The organism is Vreelandella sp. GE22, from assembly GCF_968212445.1.
In genome coordinates, this window is sequence record NZ_OZ309110.1 from 1,669,110 (window position 1) to 1,684,248 (window position 15,139).

12 protein-coding genes and 6 pseudogenes are annotated in these 15,139 nt (G+C 56.4%); 2 read left to right on the plus strand and 16 right to left on the minus strand.

Annotated elements, in window-relative coordinates:
* Window positions 1–82 precede the first annotated feature (82 nt).
* From ACWHRL_RS07905 to ACWHRL_RS07940, 8 genes and pseudogenes are all read right to left on the minus strand, one after another.
* Window positions 83–691: a hypothetical protein gene (locus ACWHRL_RS07905; protein ID WP_447895915.1), complete on the minus strand. Its 609-nt coding sequence runs from the start codon at window positions 689–691 to the stop codon at window positions 83–85.
* Window positions 692–767: 76 nt separating this feature from the next.
* A pseudogene (locus ACWHRL_RS07910) lies at window positions 768–989 on the minus strand (IS3 family transposase); the annotation flags it as partial.
* Between the two features lie 66 nt (window positions 990–1,055).
* Window positions 1,056–1,352 (minus strand): annotated as a pseudogene (locus tag ACWHRL_RS07915) (bacteriophage T4 gp5 trimerisation domain-containing protein); the annotation flags it as partial.
* Complete coding sequence (locus tag ACWHRL_RS07920) at window positions 1,322–1,570, minus strand: phage baseplate assembly protein V (RefSeq protein ID WP_447895916.1); 249 nt, start codon at window positions 1,568–1,570, stop codon at window positions 1,322–1,324. The pseudogene ACWHRL_RS07915 and the gene ACWHRL_RS07920, both read right to left, overlap by 31 nt.
* Before the next feature lie 161 nt (window positions 1,571–1,731).
* Window positions 1,732–2,211 carry an SMI1/KNR4 family protein gene (locus ACWHRL_RS07925; protein ID WP_447895917.1) on the minus strand — a complete coding sequence of 160 codons (480 nt, stop codon included), beginning with the start codon at window positions 2,209–2,211 and terminating at the stop codon, window positions 1,732–1,734.
* A 12-nt stretch (window positions 2,212–2,223) separates the two neighbouring features.
* Window positions 2,224–3,906, minus strand: a complete 1,683-nt coding sequence (locus ACWHRL_RS07930) for an HNH endonuclease (protein WP_447895918.1) — start codon at window positions 3,904–3,906, stop codon at window positions 2,224–2,226.
* The gene (locus ACWHRL_RS07935) at window positions 3,903–5,045 is read right to left on the minus strand and encodes a DUF2169 family type VI secretion system accessory protein (RefSeq protein ID WP_447895919.1); all 1,143 of its coding nucleotides are present in this window, start codon (window positions 5,043–5,045) and stop codon (window positions 3,903–3,905) included. The genes ACWHRL_RS07930 and ACWHRL_RS07935 overlap by 4 nt, the downstream gene beginning before the upstream one ends.
* 466 nt (window positions 5,046–5,511) lie before the next feature.
* Window positions 5,512–5,886: pseudogene (locus tag ACWHRL_RS07940) on the minus strand (bacteriophage T4 gp5 trimerisation domain-containing protein); the annotation flags it as partial.
* Between the two features lie 13 nt (window positions 5,887–5,899).
* Between ACWHRL_RS07940 and ACWHRL_RS07945 the strand changes: the two are divergent.
* A pseudogene (locus ACWHRL_RS07945) lies at window positions 5,900–6,042 on the plus strand (IS256 family transposase); the annotation flags it as partial.
* 86 nt (window positions 6,043–6,128) lie between these two features.
* On the opposite strand, the gene ACWHRL_RS07950 reads toward ACWHRL_RS07945, so the two are convergent.
* Together ACWHRL_RS07950 and ACWHRL_RS07955 are read right to left on the minus strand one after the other, a co-directional pair.
* Complete coding sequence (locus tag ACWHRL_RS07950; RefSeq protein WP_447895920.1) at window positions 6,129–6,608, minus strand: SMI1/KNR4 family protein; 480 nt, start codon at window positions 6,606–6,608, stop codon at window positions 6,129–6,131.
* An 82-nt stretch (window positions 6,609–6,690) separates the two neighbouring features.
* Window positions 6,691–6,919: pseudogene (locus ACWHRL_RS07955) on the minus strand (bacteriophage T4 gp5 trimerisation domain-containing protein); the annotation flags it as partial.
* 13 nt (window positions 6,920–6,932) lie between these two features.
* Here ACWHRL_RS07955 and ACWHRL_RS07960 point away from each other — a divergent pair.
* Window positions 6,933–7,073, plus strand: a pseudogene (locus ACWHRL_RS07960) (IS256 family transposase); the annotation flags it as partial.
* 43 nt (window positions 7,074–7,116) lie between these two features.
* On the opposite strand, the gene ACWHRL_RS07965 reads toward ACWHRL_RS07960, so the two are convergent.
* The 6 genes from ACWHRL_RS07965 to ACWHRL_RS07990 form a co-directional block, all read right to left on the minus strand.
* Complete coding sequence (locus tag ACWHRL_RS07965) at window positions 7,117–7,557, minus strand: hypothetical protein (RefSeq protein ID WP_447895921.1); 441 nt, start codon at window positions 7,555–7,557, stop codon at window positions 7,117–7,119.
* Between the two features lie 12 nt (window positions 7,558–7,569).
* Entirely contained in the window at window positions 7,570–9,114 is a 1,545-nt protein-coding gene (locus tag ACWHRL_RS07970; RefSeq protein WP_447895922.1) for a hypothetical protein, read from the minus strand.
* The gene (locus ACWHRL_RS07975; RefSeq protein ID WP_447895923.1) at window positions 9,104–10,261 is read right to left on the minus strand and encodes a DUF2169 family type VI secretion system accessory protein; all 1,158 of its coding nucleotides are present in this window, start codon (window positions 10,259–10,261) and stop codon (window positions 9,104–9,106) included. Before ACWHRL_RS07975 ends, ACWHRL_RS07970 begins: the two co-directional genes overlap by 11 nt.
* A gap of 1 nt (window position 10,262) precedes the next feature.
* A complete protein-coding gene (tssI, locus tag ACWHRL_RS07980) occupies window positions 10,263–12,470 on the minus strand; it encodes a type VI secretion system tip protein TssI/VgrG (protein WP_447895924.1) in 2,208 nt (735 codons plus the stop codon).
* A gap of 144 nt (window positions 12,471–12,614) precedes the next feature.
* Complete coding sequence (locus ACWHRL_RS07985; RefSeq protein WP_447895925.1) at window positions 12,615–13,202, minus strand: hypothetical protein; 588 nt, start codon at window positions 13,200–13,202, stop codon at window positions 12,615–12,617.
* Between the two features lie 196 nt (window positions 13,203–13,398).
* Window positions 13,399–15,108 carry an AMP-binding protein gene (locus ACWHRL_RS07990; protein WP_447895926.1) on the minus strand — a complete coding sequence of 570 codons (1,710 nt, stop codon included), beginning with the start codon at window positions 15,106–15,108 and terminating at the stop codon, window positions 13,399–13,401.
* Window positions 15,109–15,139: the final 31 nt, after the last annotated feature.

Below are 15,139 nucleotides of genomic sequence, written 5' to 3' on the forward strand. Positions count from 1 at the left end.
AACTGATATAAAGTATTGATCGTCTTCGTTGCACTCTAAATTTGCGGCCAAGCCTTAATCGCATAAAATATGCTATTTGGAACTAAAACGTTTCTTCGGCTAAGTTTAACCAGAAAGATTGTTCGCTAGACCCTAGGCCGAAAGCAAACAAACACTCACGTATTTTTTCTAATCCAGTAGAAGGTTCGTCCTCATTTTCTAAGCAAATTGAGTGTACGTTTGCTGCGAGCAGCAGCATATCTGTATAATTATATGCTAAGAAAATAATAAAGGGATCAGGATCTGCAGCTACATTCACCATATAAACTTGGCCAGAACGTTCATTTTGCTTTAAATCAGCAATACAGATTGGATTAGCCTCCAGCCTTGCAACTTCAATCAATCCATGAGCTTTGTAAATGTTGAGATGTGGATTTCTATTATCGCAATTAGCTGTAATAATAGCGTCTACCAAACTGTTGCCAAATGGTCTCGGCCATAGCCCGAGCTGTCCAATAGATATACCAGATAGGCAAATAAAAGAAGCCACATCCGTGTAACTGGTTGGGATGTTAGGTAGTTTATCTGCTATCTTTTCAATCTCGCTAAATGAGCATCCAGGTGAAGTAATTCTTACCTCATCTTTGATAACAGGAAACTGCTCGGCTACCATATTCGTATACTTTATAAGGCCATCAATATTTTTAATCATCAAATACCTCAATCTCAATGTCCAGAGTGATCTGGGTGCCAAATTCTGATCTGCACCGCTAAAAACGGACACTCGGTTAAGCACTGTTTTTGAGCTCGTAGTCCATGGGACTGACGTACTCCAAAGCACTGTGCCGTCGCCGGCGGTTGTAATCAACTTTAATGTATTCGAACACGTGCTGACGAAGACGCTCCCGGTTCATCATCGGCTCGTAGTGGATGGCTTCCACTTTCATGGAATGGAAGAAGCTTTCCACGCAGGCGTTGTCCCAGCAGTTGCCTTTACGGCTCATGCTTTGACTGTTCATCAACGCGCCGACGTTCAGGCTGTAGCCCAGGCCGACGTTCTCCATGCGCCCCAGGCCGACGTTTTGCAGGTAGGCCTTGCCGACGGTTTCGGTCTTGCTCTTGCCCACCTTGGTCGACCAGTTTTTGCCGATGCGGTCGGTCTCGTTGCCGTTGACGGTTTTCTTGCGGTTCTTGTGAACGGTATGCGTTTCGTTACCGTCGACGGTATGCACCTCGTGGCGATGAACGAGGTGGGTTTCGTCGCGGTCGATGTCGGTGGTGCGGTCGCGGAAGACGTGCAGGGTGTTGTCGCGCTTGATCTCTTCGGTGCGGTGGTTAAGGGTCAGCAGGTCCAGATCCTTCTGGGCGTGCACCAGATCTGCTCCTCGTCGGCCTCGTCCTCGAAGCGCAGTTCGTTGAAGCCGTCGGCCTTGTGGCTCTGGGTGCGCAGCACGGTACGGGTCTTGTTGGCCGGCAGCGGGTAGGGCGGAAAGTTCGAGGCGTGGTAGGTGCGCCCGGTGACCAGCGGCTGGTCCGGGTCGCCTTCCAGAAACGAGACGATCACCTCGTGGCCGATGCGCGGAATGGCCAAGGTTGTGTAGCCGCTGCCCGCCCTATGTCGGTATATTCAAGGCTTCTGAGCACTGGATGCGTCCCGCGCAAAGCTGGAAATTGACGCTGTCAAAGAGTTTTGAACACCCTCGACTTAGGTGCTGCACTTAATTAGTTACATTCAGTAACTTGAGACTGCCATCATTCATCACCGTCATAAAGACAAGCTAGAAAATCATCAAAATTATTGGAAACTTTTACAATGCTTTCAGGCAATATCTTGTTTTTTGGATCAAAAGAAGAGCTGTCTTCAAACTCATGATCTTTATAAAAAACCTCTCCATAAGAGTCATCTCTTAATGAAAGCAAGAAATAATTTCCGCCAGAAGTATCAGCGATAAAGATAAGCCCTTCTGGAAGCTGATACCCAATTAATTTCATTTTATGAATAATGTCATCACATGGCTTCACATCTAAACCATAAAATACGTTAACCATATCACCTAGAAGCTTTAGTTTCTCACCATTAAAATCAATGCAACTCTCTGTAGGTTCTCCTCCATTATATTTTAAAAGAAATTTTCTGTAAGGTTCAGAAAAAACATAGCCAAGCTCACTTTCAGCTTCTTCCAAAGCTTTCTGGCTTAGCTCTTTTCCCATGCCGTTCATTTCAGTTAGCATAATCAACTCCTGTTAGCGAGATGCCGAAGCACCTCCTTTATGGGTAAAAATTGCGTGTATATCTTTATCAACAAGTTGCATTGTAGATTCATCGCCATGGTGATGCCAAGTGTAACCTCTTGACGGTTTATCTGGCCACTGTCCTTCTCTGGATCCTCTTGAACGACGACTTATACCATGTGTTTCGTTAACATAATTGTCGCCTTTTTGCTTTGAGACCTCATTCCAAGCTTTAGAAAAATCACCTCCTTCTGGTGGATTTATTTTCGATTCGGGCAGACCTCTCATCTCTGGTATAGTTACATTTTCTTTTGAGTAATTAGAAAAGTCCGGGTATCGATGACCATCCGGTGGGCCTGGCTTGTATGATACTTCAACATCAATGTTACCCATGCTTGACGTTTCCATTCCAGGCTTTCCATAAATTATCGTGTCAGTGGCTTCATTATATTTAACCGAGCCGCCGTTTTCTTTCCATCTTGCGAACTCTGGAGCATTCGGCCCAGCATTAGTACGCAAGATTCCATTCTTGTCACGAAACCGACCTTGAGAATCCAACTGAACATCTGTAGCAGTAGTTCTATTATTGGAATTTTCTGAATCATCGTCTCTTTTTCTTCTAGTTGAGGGTTGCTCTACATTTAAACCTTGATCGGGGGTTCGCGGCGGTGTCTCTGGCGTACGCCGAGCCACACTGCCCAGCTCGCCCGCCGCCCTGGCCCCACCGGCACCTTTCGTACCCCATAGCTCGAGTGCGACCGTAACGGTCGCCATTTCTAACGCGCCAAAGAAGCCGTTACGCTCTTCGGCTTCCTGCCAGGCATTGACCAGGGTGTCCTTGGCGCCATCCCATGCCTCACCTGTCTCTTGCCAAGCGTCGTTGTAACGCGCCGTACGCGCTTCGTCACCCGTGGCCCAGCCCGCTACGCCATCCGCCACTTCGAACAGATTGGGGCCCGAGAGTGTACTGAGTCCTTCGTAGCCCGTTTGGGCGCCTCGTACGATTTGTTCGCGAGCGGCGGTCGTGGTGGCTGCATCACTGGTGAAGGGAAGGGCCTCCCACATGTTTTGACCAGCGGCCGTGGCATCCTCCCACCAATCGCGTACAACACGTTCCCCTTCTTCGCCTGGCGTATACTCACCGCGGCCGCCACCTGCTGCTTCGGCCCGGCTTTCGACCCTCTGCTCGGCGGTCACCAGGTAGCCCCGTGCGCCGCCGGTGCCGGACGCATCACAGTTGATCAGGCAGGGACTGCCGTGGCGCGCAATGGGCAGGCCGTTGGCCTTCACGTTCGACTGCCCCCCGGTGATCAGCACGTGGCCGCTGCCCAGCGAGGTACCGGAGACCACGTGCTGCCCGGCATCGCCCTGGACTCCCTGAAACAGGTCGCCCTCACGGTAGAGCTCGCTCCCCGCGGCCACCACGTCGGGGGAGTAGCGAACCGGGTTGCCCAGCGTGGCCGTGGAGTCAAAACCCACTACACGGTCGCCCACCTGACAAAAGTCCGGCTCACTGCAGGCGGCGAGATACGTATGGCTCCCCAGGCCGACGTGTAGCGTTTGACCGCTCAGCGGTGTCGTGGAAGGCGGCGGGGGGGGGGCCGGCGGCGTGTCTTCCTCGTCAACTGGCGGATATCGTTTCGCCACGACGGTCATGGTTTCAAGTCGTTCCGGTTCCATGAAATCGTCGCTCATGCGCGCCTCCGAGTGGGCATCGGGGAAGCCGCCACCAGGACGCGGCGTACGGGGTCCTCCGGCGAGAACAGCGCCCGCCATGTCAGGGTCAGCTCCCGCGTATCCAGGTCGATGCCAACCGTATCCAGGGCCAGCGCCGTCACGGTTCGCTTGCCACTGCGCTGTTCGGCGAGGGCCTTGATGGTCAATCCCGGAAGGCGGGTCCGGTGACAGTAGAAGCCGCCGCCTTTCCCAACGGTGGGCATCCACTGGCTGCCGAGCAGGCAGTTGGTCAGCAGCACCTCTTCATCTCCCTGCAGATAGTCAGGTGTGATCAGGTCGGGGTGGGCGCTTTGGTAAAAACGCGAGTTGAAATCCGTGGGCCAATAGGGATAGCGTTCGGCCAGCCACTGATCATCCAGGGTGCCCTGGTAATCCACCCGCGGCTGCCACCAGCGCGCGATAGGGCCCCAACCCGCCGGGGGGAGTCGGTCCAGCGGGGAGCGGATCGGGAAGTCGGCCGCTTCCAGTTGGGGCGCTGGCAGCTCGGTCATGCCCTCCAGTGCCTGTCGAAGCGAACGGGCCGCCTCCCTTGGCAGACGTCGATAGTCTTCTCGGGAGGGAAGCCAGCCGCGCCCGACAGGATTATCGGGATAATAAAGAGGGAAGGGAGCCTGGTTGGACGTCTCAGGCGCTGCCGCCCCCTCGTAGTAGCCACCAAAGGCATAGCGGTAATCCAGCGGTACCTCATTCACCGGTTCGGCGGAGGTGATCCGCCAGCCGCCCAGAAGCCGCCACTCGAAGCTACGCGGGCCATATGCCATCAGAAGCTGACTGATCGCCCCGACTTTCATGCCGACCCGCCAGCCGTGGCTGGGAGCACCCGAGGGGGAGCGCAGCGTACCGCTGACGTGAATATCCGTGGAGGGTTTACCCACCACCACGTCGCTGTCATGGAGGATCAGGCGATTTTCGCTACCTTCCGGGCCGCCTGCGTAGGTTTCCTGCCAGCGGATGGGGTGTTGAGTTCCCGCCAGCGCCAGGGGCTGTTGATCGCGAGTAAAACGGAAGGTACCCCGCACGGCCAGCACTTCATACTCCAGATCCCCCGGCCCCAACTTGCGAAACAGCGCATGGGGGAAGGCCGTCGAATTAGTCACATTGGCCATGTCACCACCCCATCGTATCGCCGTCTTTGACCATCGGGTCGCTCTCGGCGTCGTCTTCCTTGCTGCCGGGGGCGGGCTGGGCGGTGCCGGTATTGAGCAGCACGTCGTCGGGGCCGTCGACATGTACCCTGGTGCCCGCCTTGACGTGAATCTCCCCCGCGTCGAGGTAGATCGACTCTTCCGTGAGTACCAGGCGGCTGTTACCTACCTGAAGCGTCAGTTGGTTGCCCGCTTTCAGGGTCACGTTGCGCCCGGCGTTCACGGAATGGTTGAAGCCGACCTGGGTGCTCTGATTGACGCCGACGACGGTGTTCATCAACGCGCCGACGTTCAGGCTGTAGCCCAGGCCCACGTTCTCCATGCGCCCCAGGCCGACGTTCTGCAGGTAGGCCTTGCCGACGGTTTCGGTCTTGTTCTTGCCCACTTTGGTCGACCAGTGCTTGCCGATGCGGTCGGTCTCGTTGCCGTCGACGGTTTTCTTGCGGTTCTTGTGAACGGTATGCGTTTCGTTACCGTCGACGGTATGCACTTCGTGGCGGTGAACGAGGTGGGTTTCGTCGCGGTCGATGTCGGTGGTGCGGTCGCGGAAGACGTGCAGGGTGTTGTCGCGCTTGATCTCTTCGCTACGGTCGTTGAGGGTCAGCAGGTCCAGATCCTTCTGGGCGTGCAGCCAGATCTGCTCCTCGTCGGCCTCGTCTTCAAAGCGCAGTTCGTTGAAGCCCTCGGCCTTGTGGCTCTGGGTGCGCAGCACGGTACGGGTCTTGTTGGCGGGCAGCGGGTAGGGCGGAATGTTCGAGGCGTGGTAGGTGCGCCCGGTCACCAGCGGCTGGTCCAGTCAACTTCCAAAAACTAGCCTGCTCAACCCCCTTTATGCCGGTATACTCAAAGCGTCTGAGCGCTGGACGCATCCCATGCAAAACTGGAACTTGACGCTGTTACAGATGGCCATTCACTTCCCAAGCGCTTGGAATACCATCTCAGCCTATAAGGCTGGCTGAGACCGAGTTTTGAACGCTCCCGATAGGCTGCCTGTTCATTCAGGCTAAATCCACATGAAACGACGAAGAGCCAAGATCATTCATCACCCTCATACAGAGCATCTAAAAAATAACTAAAGGCATTGGATACCTTTACGATGCTTTCGGGTAATATACTATTATTAGGATTAAAGCGAGTTTTGTCTTCAAACTCATGATCTTTATAAAAAACCTCTCCATAAGAGTCATTCCGCAAAGATAGTAGAAAAAAGTTTCCACCATGAGTATTTGCAATAAAGATAAGACCAGGTGGTATGTTATTACCAATTTCTTTCAACTTGTGAATAATATCATTCGCAGGCTTTACATTCAGACCATAAAACTTCTTTATCTCATCACCTGGCAGCTTTAACTTCTCAGCCTCAAAATCAATATAACTTTCTAATGGAAAACCTCCATTATATTTTAACAAAAAGCTCTTATATGCTTCGGGCAATATATATCCTAGCTGACTTTCAGCCTTGACCAAATCTTCAGAAGCTAATCCCTTACCTGTGGCAGTCATATAACTTAGCATTTCAAACTCCTATTAACGAGACGCCGAGGCACTACCTCTATGAGTAAAGCTTCATGTACTGATTCATCAACATGCTGCACTGCAGGGTGTTGTCGCGCTTGATCTCTTCGCTACGGTCGTTGAGGGTCAGCAGGTCCAGATCCTTCCCAGATCTGCTCCTCGTCGGCCTCGTCCTCGAAGCGCAGTTCGTTGAAGCCGTCGGCCTTGTGGCTTTGCGTGCGCAGCACCGTGCGCGTCTTGTTGGCGGGCAGCGGGTAGGGCGGAATGTTCGAGGCGTGGTAGGTGCGCCCGGTCACCAGTGGCTGGTCCGGTCAACTTCCAAAAACTAGCCTGCTCAACCCCCTTTATGCCGGTATACTCAAAGCGTCTGAGCGCTGGACGCATCCCGTGCAAAACTGGAACTTGACGCTGTCACAGATGGCCATTCATTTTTCAGGACGCTTGGAACACCACCTCAGTTTATGAGGCTGGCTGACATAGAGTTTTGAACACCCTCCAGGAGCTGCGCTTAATGTTTGAAATCAGGATAAAATGGCTGCATGTCTTCTCGGAGATGATTCCAGCGCCCACGTGTGAATGCAGTAACTGCTTTCTGCGAATCATCACCATCATGAAAGCCTGTCATCGTTATTCCAAGATTAAAGAAAACAATAAAACCATAATACTCTGATGCCGTACCATCCAACATGACTAACTTATTTAATGCGTCTGGGTCATCATACAAATTAATATTTTTAATTAACGCTGATGCGGAAGGTGTAATGCCCACCTCAATAAGTGTCAAATTTATTGAAGAAAACCGGGCAATTGCATTGAAATAATGAAAATCTTTCTCTCCCTTTCTATTAGTCGAAGTTCGAACAGGATCCCCTAACAAGGACTTCACTTCCTTCTGAGAAAAGCCAAAGGAAAGAGGGCCTACGCTAATATAGGGTTCTATCTCATACATATTTGAAAGCTCCTATCTAATATCTATCAAGCCGTTATTCCGAGAGTATTCCAGCATTTCTTGGACAGCCCTATTATATTTTACTCGACTGCCAGACACTTCATATGCTGCTCTACGAACATCCCTAATTTCAAGAGCCATAGCATCCCTTACTCTACCCTCTTGAATCAAGTGCCCTACTTCGGCTCGATATTCAGCACCTGATAGGCCTTGAATTCCATGGCTAGAGGTTGCTCGGTGGTCCATGGGATCCATCTGAATAGCAGGCCCACGTTCGCGAGGAATTGGACTGACCGAATCTGCTGGTAAATGGTGGGAGTCTAGCCCATCGCCGACTGGCTTTTTGGTTAGCGAATGCGGTCCCCCTCTGTAAGTAACTTCAGAGCTCCCGCTGCTTTCCGCTCTACCAGAGTTTTGCTCCACCCGCGTTCCATCATTACTTCCTGAAGGTCGACTACGATTGGCATCTTGAGCTGCACTTCCTGTCCGATCTGTCGTTCGAACAGCATCTACAACGTCATCTCCCTTGCGCAATAACCTTACACCTGGAATCATCGACACAGCCGTCAACGCCGTCATTCCAGTCGCCGCGAGATAGCGTCCTTCGCCCAACAGCTGGGCTGTATCTTTAATATCCACCCAAGTGCCGTAAGGTGTCGCCACTTCCGCTATAAATACTGCTGCTTCGCGGCCTTTGCGGCCGCCTTCTGACGAGTAGGTGACTTGTCGCTCGGCTTCCGGCTGCATATTCGCCGCCTGGCGAGCCGCTTCGTCTACATCCATCATCGTAGCCAGCGCGTCATCGCCCTGCAATCGTCCCTCGCGCATTGCCTCCATCAAGGCCTCTTGCTGGACGCGGGTGTCCGCAATTGCCTGCTGAACCTCGGCATGGAGCGCTTCGGTCTCGGCGGCTGTCTTGCCGTTGGGGTTTTCGTTCAACGCGTCACGTAGCTCGCCTACACGCTCCAGATTGGCTTGTGCCTGTTGCTGTAATGACGCGGCCGCAGTGGGCGGCTCATCGGCGGTTTCGGGCTGGCTGTCGACCGCTTGGGTGTTCGTGTATACGTAGCCTTTGGCGCCACCCACACCGGCGGCGTTACAGTTGATCATGGCCTCGCTGCCATCGATCACCACCGGCTGGCCGTTGGCGCGCACATTCTCCTGGCCGGTCAAGAACAGGACGTGGCCGCTACCTTGCGACGTGCCGGATACGACCCCTGCACCGTTATTCCCTTGCGTTCCCTGACTCAGGTCTCCGACACGATAGGTGCGCTGCCCGCCCATGATCACGTTGGGCGAGTAGCTGGCCGGGCTGTCTAATGACGCGGTGGAGTCGAAGCCCACCACGGTATTACCCACCTGGCAAAAGTCTGGAAAACTGGCAGCAACGCGCCAGTCCGGCCGTGAGTTACCGGCGTGGCGGGCTCGTCCCTCAAGCGCTTCACTCGGCGGTGGCTCTGAGGTGGTATCGGGCGGGTGTGTATGGGTGCCGTCAGTATCACTTTCGCACGCGCTTTGATCGCCGATACAGATCGTCATCGAGACATCATCCGACATACGCACCTCCACGTTGGGGGGCAAGAGACGTTCGCCTGATCCGTACCTTCCTGAGCGGATCCTCCAGCGGGAAGAGCACCCGCCAGGTAAGGGCCAGTTCCTGCTCGTCCAAATAGATACTGACCGTATCCAGCTCCAGGGGTGTCAACCCTCGCTCGCCGCTGGCGTGCTCGGTCAATGCCTGCAGGGCGATGCCCGGCAGGCGTGTGCGGTGCAAAAAGCGAAATCGGTCGTTTTCGATAATCTCGGTGCTGTTCGGTAAACAGTTGGTCAGCACGACGGGTTCGTCACCGCGCAGATAGTCCTGTGTGACGAGGTCTTCGGGGGCACTGTGATGAAACCGATAATCGAAGTCCTCGGGCCAATAGGGGTAGCGCTGCGTTCGCCACGCTTCGTCCAGCGTGCCCTGATAGCCAACCCGGGGCGCCCACCAGGGGGCGATAGGGCCATATCCCATGGGGGCGGGCCGGTCGAAAGGGGAGGTGATCAGCGAGCCGGGCGCCACCAGCTGCGGTGCTGGTAGGTGCGTAACGGTATCGAGTTGCTCTTTTAACGGGCGCACTAGCGCCCTTGGCAGGCGCTTGTAATCGCTTCGCGAAGGCAGCCAGCCTCGGCCCACCGGGTTTTCGGGGTGATAGAGTGTCTTGTCGACGGGGCGGGTCATTTCGTCATCAAGCGGCGAAATAAAGTGGCCGCCGAAGGCGTAACGGTAGTCCAGGGGCAGCTCGCTGACGAGGCCCGGATCCGTAAGGTGCCAGCCACCCAGCAGGCGCCATTGAAAATCGCGTGGGCCATAAACGAACAGTTCTTTTAAAAGCGGGCCCACTTTGAGACCCACCTTCCAGCCCGTGCGCGGCTGACTTGTCGGTGAACGCAGGGTCCCGTGCACGTGCACTTCGGTGCCCAGCTTGCCGAACAGCACATCACGGTCATCCGTAATCCACTGAGTAAAGGGATTAGTCGGGTCACCGGCCAGCTCGGTTTGCCAGCGAATGGGGCGCTGCTGGGGTGTTTGAAAAAGCGGCCAGCCGTCGCCGGTGAAGCGGTAAGTAGCGCGCACCGTCAGCACATCATATTCAAGATCCCCCGGCCCCAGCTTGCGAAACAGCGCATGGGGAAACGGCGTGGAGTTGGTTACATTGGCCATGTCACCACCCCGGAGTATTGCCGTCTTTGACCATGGGGTCGTTCATCGGGTCGCTCTCGGCCTCGCCTTCCTCGCTGCCGGGGGCGGGCTGGGCGGTGCCGGTATTGAGCAGTACGTCGTCGGGGCCGTCGACATGTACCCTGGTGCCCGCCTTGACGTGAATCTCCCCCGCGTCGAGGTAGATCGACTCCTCCGTGAGTACCAGGCGGCTGTTACCCACCTGAAGCGTCAGCTGGTTGCCCGCTTTCAGGGTGATATTGCGCCCCACGTTCAGGGAGTGGTGCATGCCCACCTGGGTGGTGTGGCTAAGGCCGACCACGGTGTTCATCAGGGCGCCCACGTTCAGGCTGTAGCCCAGGCCCACGTTCTCCATGCGCCCCAGGCCGACGTTTTGCAGGTAGGCCTTGCCGACGGTTTCGGTCTTGTTCTTGCCCACCTTGGTCGACCAGTGCTTGCCGATGCGGTCGGTCTCGTTGCCGTCGACGGTTTTCTTGCGGTTCTTGTGAACGGTATGCGTTTCGTTACCGTCGACGGTATGCACTTCGTGGCGGTGAACGAGGTGGGTTTCGTCGCGGTCGATGTCGGTGGTCCGGTCGCGATAGACGTGCAGGGTGTTGTCGCGCTTGATCTCTTCGCTACGGTCGTTGAGGGTCAGCAGGTCCAGATCCTTCTGGGCGTGCAGCCAGATCTGCTCCTCGTCGGCCTCGTCCTCGAAGCGCAGTTCGTTGAAGCCCTCGGCCTTGTGGCTCTGGGTGCGCAGCACGGTACGGGTCTTGTTGGCCGGCAGCGGGTAGGGCGGAATGTTCGAGGCGTGGTAGGTGCGCCCGGTGACCAGCGGCTGGTCCGGGTCGCCTTCCAGAAACGAGACGATGACTTCGTGGCCGATGCGGGGGATCGCCATGGTGCCGTAGCCGCTACCGGCCCAGCCCTGAGAGACACGCACCCAGCAACTGGCGGTCTCGTTAGGTTCGGCGTAGCGGTCCCAGGGGAATTGCACCTTGACCCGGCCGTGTTCGTCGCAGTGAATCTCTTCGCCTTCCGGGCCCACCACGAAAGCGACCTGGGGGCCATCCACCCGTGGTTTGGGGTTGGGCGTGGGCCGCCAGGTCTGCGTTCTAGGCATGATGACCACGTTGTTATGGTAACGCGTCATCTGCTCGCTGGTTTGCTCGGCGGTGGCGCTGCCCCGCGCCATGCCATCTTCCTCGAGCGCCTGGGGCTGCTCGCCGTGATGTACGACCGAGACGACCTGCCAGTCGTCGTTGAAACTGGCGACATCGTGGTCGGTCAAGGTAAAACAAACGCCTGGCGCGAGTTCCGGTAGATCGCTTTCGGCTTCGGCAGTGGTGGCATCGGCGCGAAGGGCGTCCAGCCGGTGACGCGAGAAGGGCTTGCCCGAGGCATCTTGCTTGTAGCGGCCGGGGTAGTCGAAGTGCTCGTAGTCTCCCCGCTGAGCGTGACCGCCCAGGCCTGACGCCGTTTGCTCGTGAAACTGCGCGTAGCCGGGGGTCTTGAAGCTGTAATCCTTGAGCGCCGCCGAGGCCGGGCGTACCCGGCTCACCTGACGAAGCTTGCGTAGGTGTCGCTTGGGAGAAGTGCCACCTGCCCGCGCGTGATAGCTGCGCTCACCGATACTGGTCAGCGTCGTCGTATCGTCGGCGAATACCAGCCGGTGAGCGCCACCCTCCGTATTCTCGAATTCATGAAAATAGAAGCAGCCCTCTTCGGCGGCCAAGCGCTCGACAAAGTCCAGGTCGGTTTCACGGTACTGAACGAGAAACTCTCTTGGCGGTGGAGTGCGCGTCGTGGCAAAGCCGATATCGGTAATGCTGCGCTCACCGGCAAGGGTGTTGATCGCGCTGTGAGGGTCGGTCTGCTGGAAGATGCGGGAATTCTGGCGCAGCGATAGCCGCCATAGGGCCGGGCGAATCTCGACATGGTAAAAGGTGCGGCGGTGCCCGCTATCGCCCCGGCCAAATTCACTGACGATACCGTGAATGCGCCGCAGTGGTTCGCCATCCTGCCAAATCGTCAAGGTGGCGATTTGGTCAAGGCAGTCGGCAGGGGATAAATCATGAGCGCGGCTGGCGAACTCAACAGCCAGCTCGAAAGGTTGGGAGAGCGTTTCCCGGTGGGTAAAACGTACAACCGCTATATCGCTTGCCCCGGCCAGGGTCAAGGTAAACTGCAGCCCCGTTCTGTCCGCCATGGTGTCACTCTCCTGAACCGTATGTTGCTTATAGGAAAGGCCAGGTTAGCGAGTGAGCGGTAAAAAAACAATTATTATCAGCTACGTAGCGGCAATGGCTTACATCAAAGTAAGAAATGTCTTACAAAAGCTAAGTATCAATCGTTAAAACGGAATATGAATCGAGGCGCTTAGCTGATTCAAATGGCTAAGCGTGGGGGCGTCGATGCGTTCGTATTCCAGTCGGCTGACCAGACGTTTGACGGTCATGGTGGCGCCAAAGCCTTGCAGCATGGCGGTGCCGCTTTCATCGCCTTCGAGCTCGGTTTCGCCACGCCACTCGGTCAGTCCGGATTTCGCGTAAACGCTGAACGCGCCCATGCGAAGGCCCGCTACCAGGGCGCCGCCCAGTGCCAGGGTATCCTGAACGAGCGGGGCGACGCTGGAGGTCGTGAAGACTTCCTCGCTTTCGCGGTAGGCGATTTCCGCACCGATATCGACGCGCGGTAAGTTGCCCGGGCTGAAGCCGGCCGTGAGCCGAAAGCCGGAGGTGTAGCTGTCGATGCTGTTGAGGTTGCTGCCTTCGAGCACCACGCCGTTGCCCAGCGACATCATTTCGCTGTCCGGGGCGGTGTAGGCTTTGGGGAGTACGTCGGTATTCAGGTAGCTGCTTTCGCTTGCAATGCAGAGCAAGGGAAAAGAGCTGCCGAGAACGCTACATAGAAGAGTGCTTGCCAAGCGGTTGGTTGGCATCGTTGTTATCCTTTTATAAAAGCCAAGTCCCCCCAAGCCTAGCAACAAGCGTGGGGCTCGACCACGTTAATTGCGCGATTCATCAAACTTTCAAACGGTTTTTTGCCCATCTCATTGAAACGCTTGCAACCTCCATGAGGGCCGGCCCGCCACTTAACGTGCAAGGCGTAGCCGGCGGTCAGCGAGCGCGGCGCATTTACGAGAGCGTCGCTCGGTCGAGGCCGAGCTCAAACGTCGAGATTTCGCGCATTTTGAATTTCTGAATCTTGCCCGTGACCGTCATGGGGAATTCATCGACGAACTTGAAGTAGCGCGGAATCTTGAAATGGGTGATTTTATCCTTACAAAACGCGCGTAGCTCTTCGCCGGTGATCTCAGCCTGGTGGGGGTCGAGGCGAATCCAGGCGACCAGCTCCTCGCCGTACTTCTCATCCGGCACGCCGGTGACCTGTACATCCAGCACCGCCGGGTGGGTGTAAAGAAACTCCTCGACCTCGCGCGGGTAGACGTTCTCGCCGCCGCGAATCACCATGTCCTTGATACGCCCGACGATTTGCAGATAGCCGTCCTCGTCCATGGTGGCCAAATCGCCGGTGTGCATCCAGCCGGCGCGGTCGAGGGCATCCGCAGTGGCCTTCTCGTTATTCCAGTACTCGAGCATCACGCTGTAGCCGCGGGTGCAGAGCTCGCCGATTTCACCCCGCGCAAGCACGGCGCCGCTACCGGGGTCGATGATCTTGCTCTCCAGGTGTGGCTGGGTGCGCCCCACGGTCGAGACACGCTTTTCAATGGTGTCATTGGCGCCGGTCTGCGCCGAGACCGGGCTCGTTTCGGTCATCCCGTAGGCGATCTGCACGCCCTTCATGTTCATCTTCTCGATCACCTGGGTCATCACCGCCGCCGGGCAGATAGAACCCGCCATGATGCCGGTGCGCAGCCCTGAGAAATCCGTGTTGGGGAAGTCTTCGTGCTCGAGCTCGGCCAGAAACATGGTGGGCACCCCATAAAGCGCGGTGGCGCGCTGCTGGTGAACCGCCTTGAGCACCTGACCGGGCTCGAAGGCCTCGCTTGGGTAAATCATCGCCGCACCGTGGGTCATGCAGCCCAGGTTGCCCATCACCATGCCAAAGCAGTGATAAAGCGGCACCGGAATCACCAGCCGGTCTTCACTGGTAAAGCCCATGCTTTCCGCCACGAAGAAGCCGTTGTTGAGGATGTTGTGGTGCGAAAGGGTGGCGCCCTTGGGAAAACCGGTAGTGCCGGAGGTGTACTGAATGTTGATCGGGTCGTCGAACGAGAGCGTTGCCTGAAGCGCTTCTAGCTCGGCCTGGTCGGTTTGTGCCGCCTGCTCCAGCATATCGACCCAGCGCCACATCCCCGCGTGCTGCTCGGTACTTAGGTTGATGACGCACTCGAGCGCGGGCAGCGTAGCGGAGGCAAGCTTGCCCGGGGCGCACTCGCCAAGTTCCGGGGCAAGCTCAAACAGCATGGCGCGGTAGTCGGCGCTTTTGAAACTATCCGCGCAGATCAAAAAGCGCGCGCCGGACTGGTTCAGGGCGTACTCGAGTTCCTGGGTGCGGTAGGCCGGGTTGATGTTGACCAGAATCGCGCCGATCTTGGCGGTGGCGAACTGGGTCAGCGTCCACTGGGCACAGTTAGGCGCCCAAATGCCCACACGGTCGCCGCGCTGTACCCCCAGGGCCAGCAGCGCCCGGGCGCAGCGGGTCACCTCTTCATGAAGCGCTCGGTAGCTCCAGTGAATGTTCTGGTGCAGCACGATCAGCGCATCGTTATCCGGATACTGCGCGGCGATCTGATCGAATTTGTCGCCAATGGTCATGCCTAAAAGTGGCTTATCGGCGGTGCCGCTCGAGTAGCTGGGAAGAGGGGGTACGTTGAGCGCCATGGAGTCTCTCCATCTCTGGTTGTTGTGATCT

Bases quoted from the DNA above. Each gene is read 5' to 3' on its own strand.
- ACWHRL_RS07930 (WP_447895918.1), bottom strand. From the start codon at position 3,906: ATGAGCGACGATTTCATGGAACCGGAACGACTTGAAACCATGACCGTC.
- ACWHRL_RS07985 (WP_447895925.1), bottom strand. From the start codon at position 13,202: ATGCCAACCAACCGCTTGGCAAGCACTCTTCTATGTAGCGTTCTCGGC.
- ACWHRL_RS07905 (WP_447895915.1), bottom strand. From the start codon at position 691: ATGATTAAAAATATTGATGGCCTTATAAAGTATACGAATATGGTAGCC.
- ACWHRL_RS07970 (WP_447895922.1), bottom strand. From the start codon at position 9,114: ATGTCGGATGATGTCTCGATGACGATCTGTATCGGCGATCAAAGCGCG.
- ACWHRL_RS07950 (WP_447895920.1), bottom strand. From the start codon at position 6,608: ATGCTAAGTTATATGACTGCCACAGGTAAGGGATTAGCTTCTGAAGAT.
- ACWHRL_RS07990 (WP_447895926.1), bottom strand. From the start codon at position 15,108: ATGGCGCTCAACGTACCCCCTCTTCCCAGCTACTCGAGCGGCACCGCC.
- ACWHRL_RS07925 (WP_447895917.1), bottom strand. From the start codon at position 2,211: ATGCTAACTGAAATGAACGGCATGGGAAAAGAGCTAAGCCAGAAAGCT.
- ACWHRL_RS07975 (WP_447895923.1), bottom strand. From the start codon at position 10,261: ATGGCCAATGTAACCAACTCCACGCCGTTTCCCCATGCGCTGTTTCGC.
- ACWHRL_RS07965 (WP_447895921.1), bottom strand. From the start codon at position 7,557: ATGTATGAGATAGAACCCTATATTAGCGTAGGCCCTCTTTCCTTTGGC.
- tssI (WP_447895924.1), bottom strand. From the start codon at position 12,470: ATGGCGGACAGAACGGGGCTGCAGTTTACCTTGACCCTGGCCGGGGCA.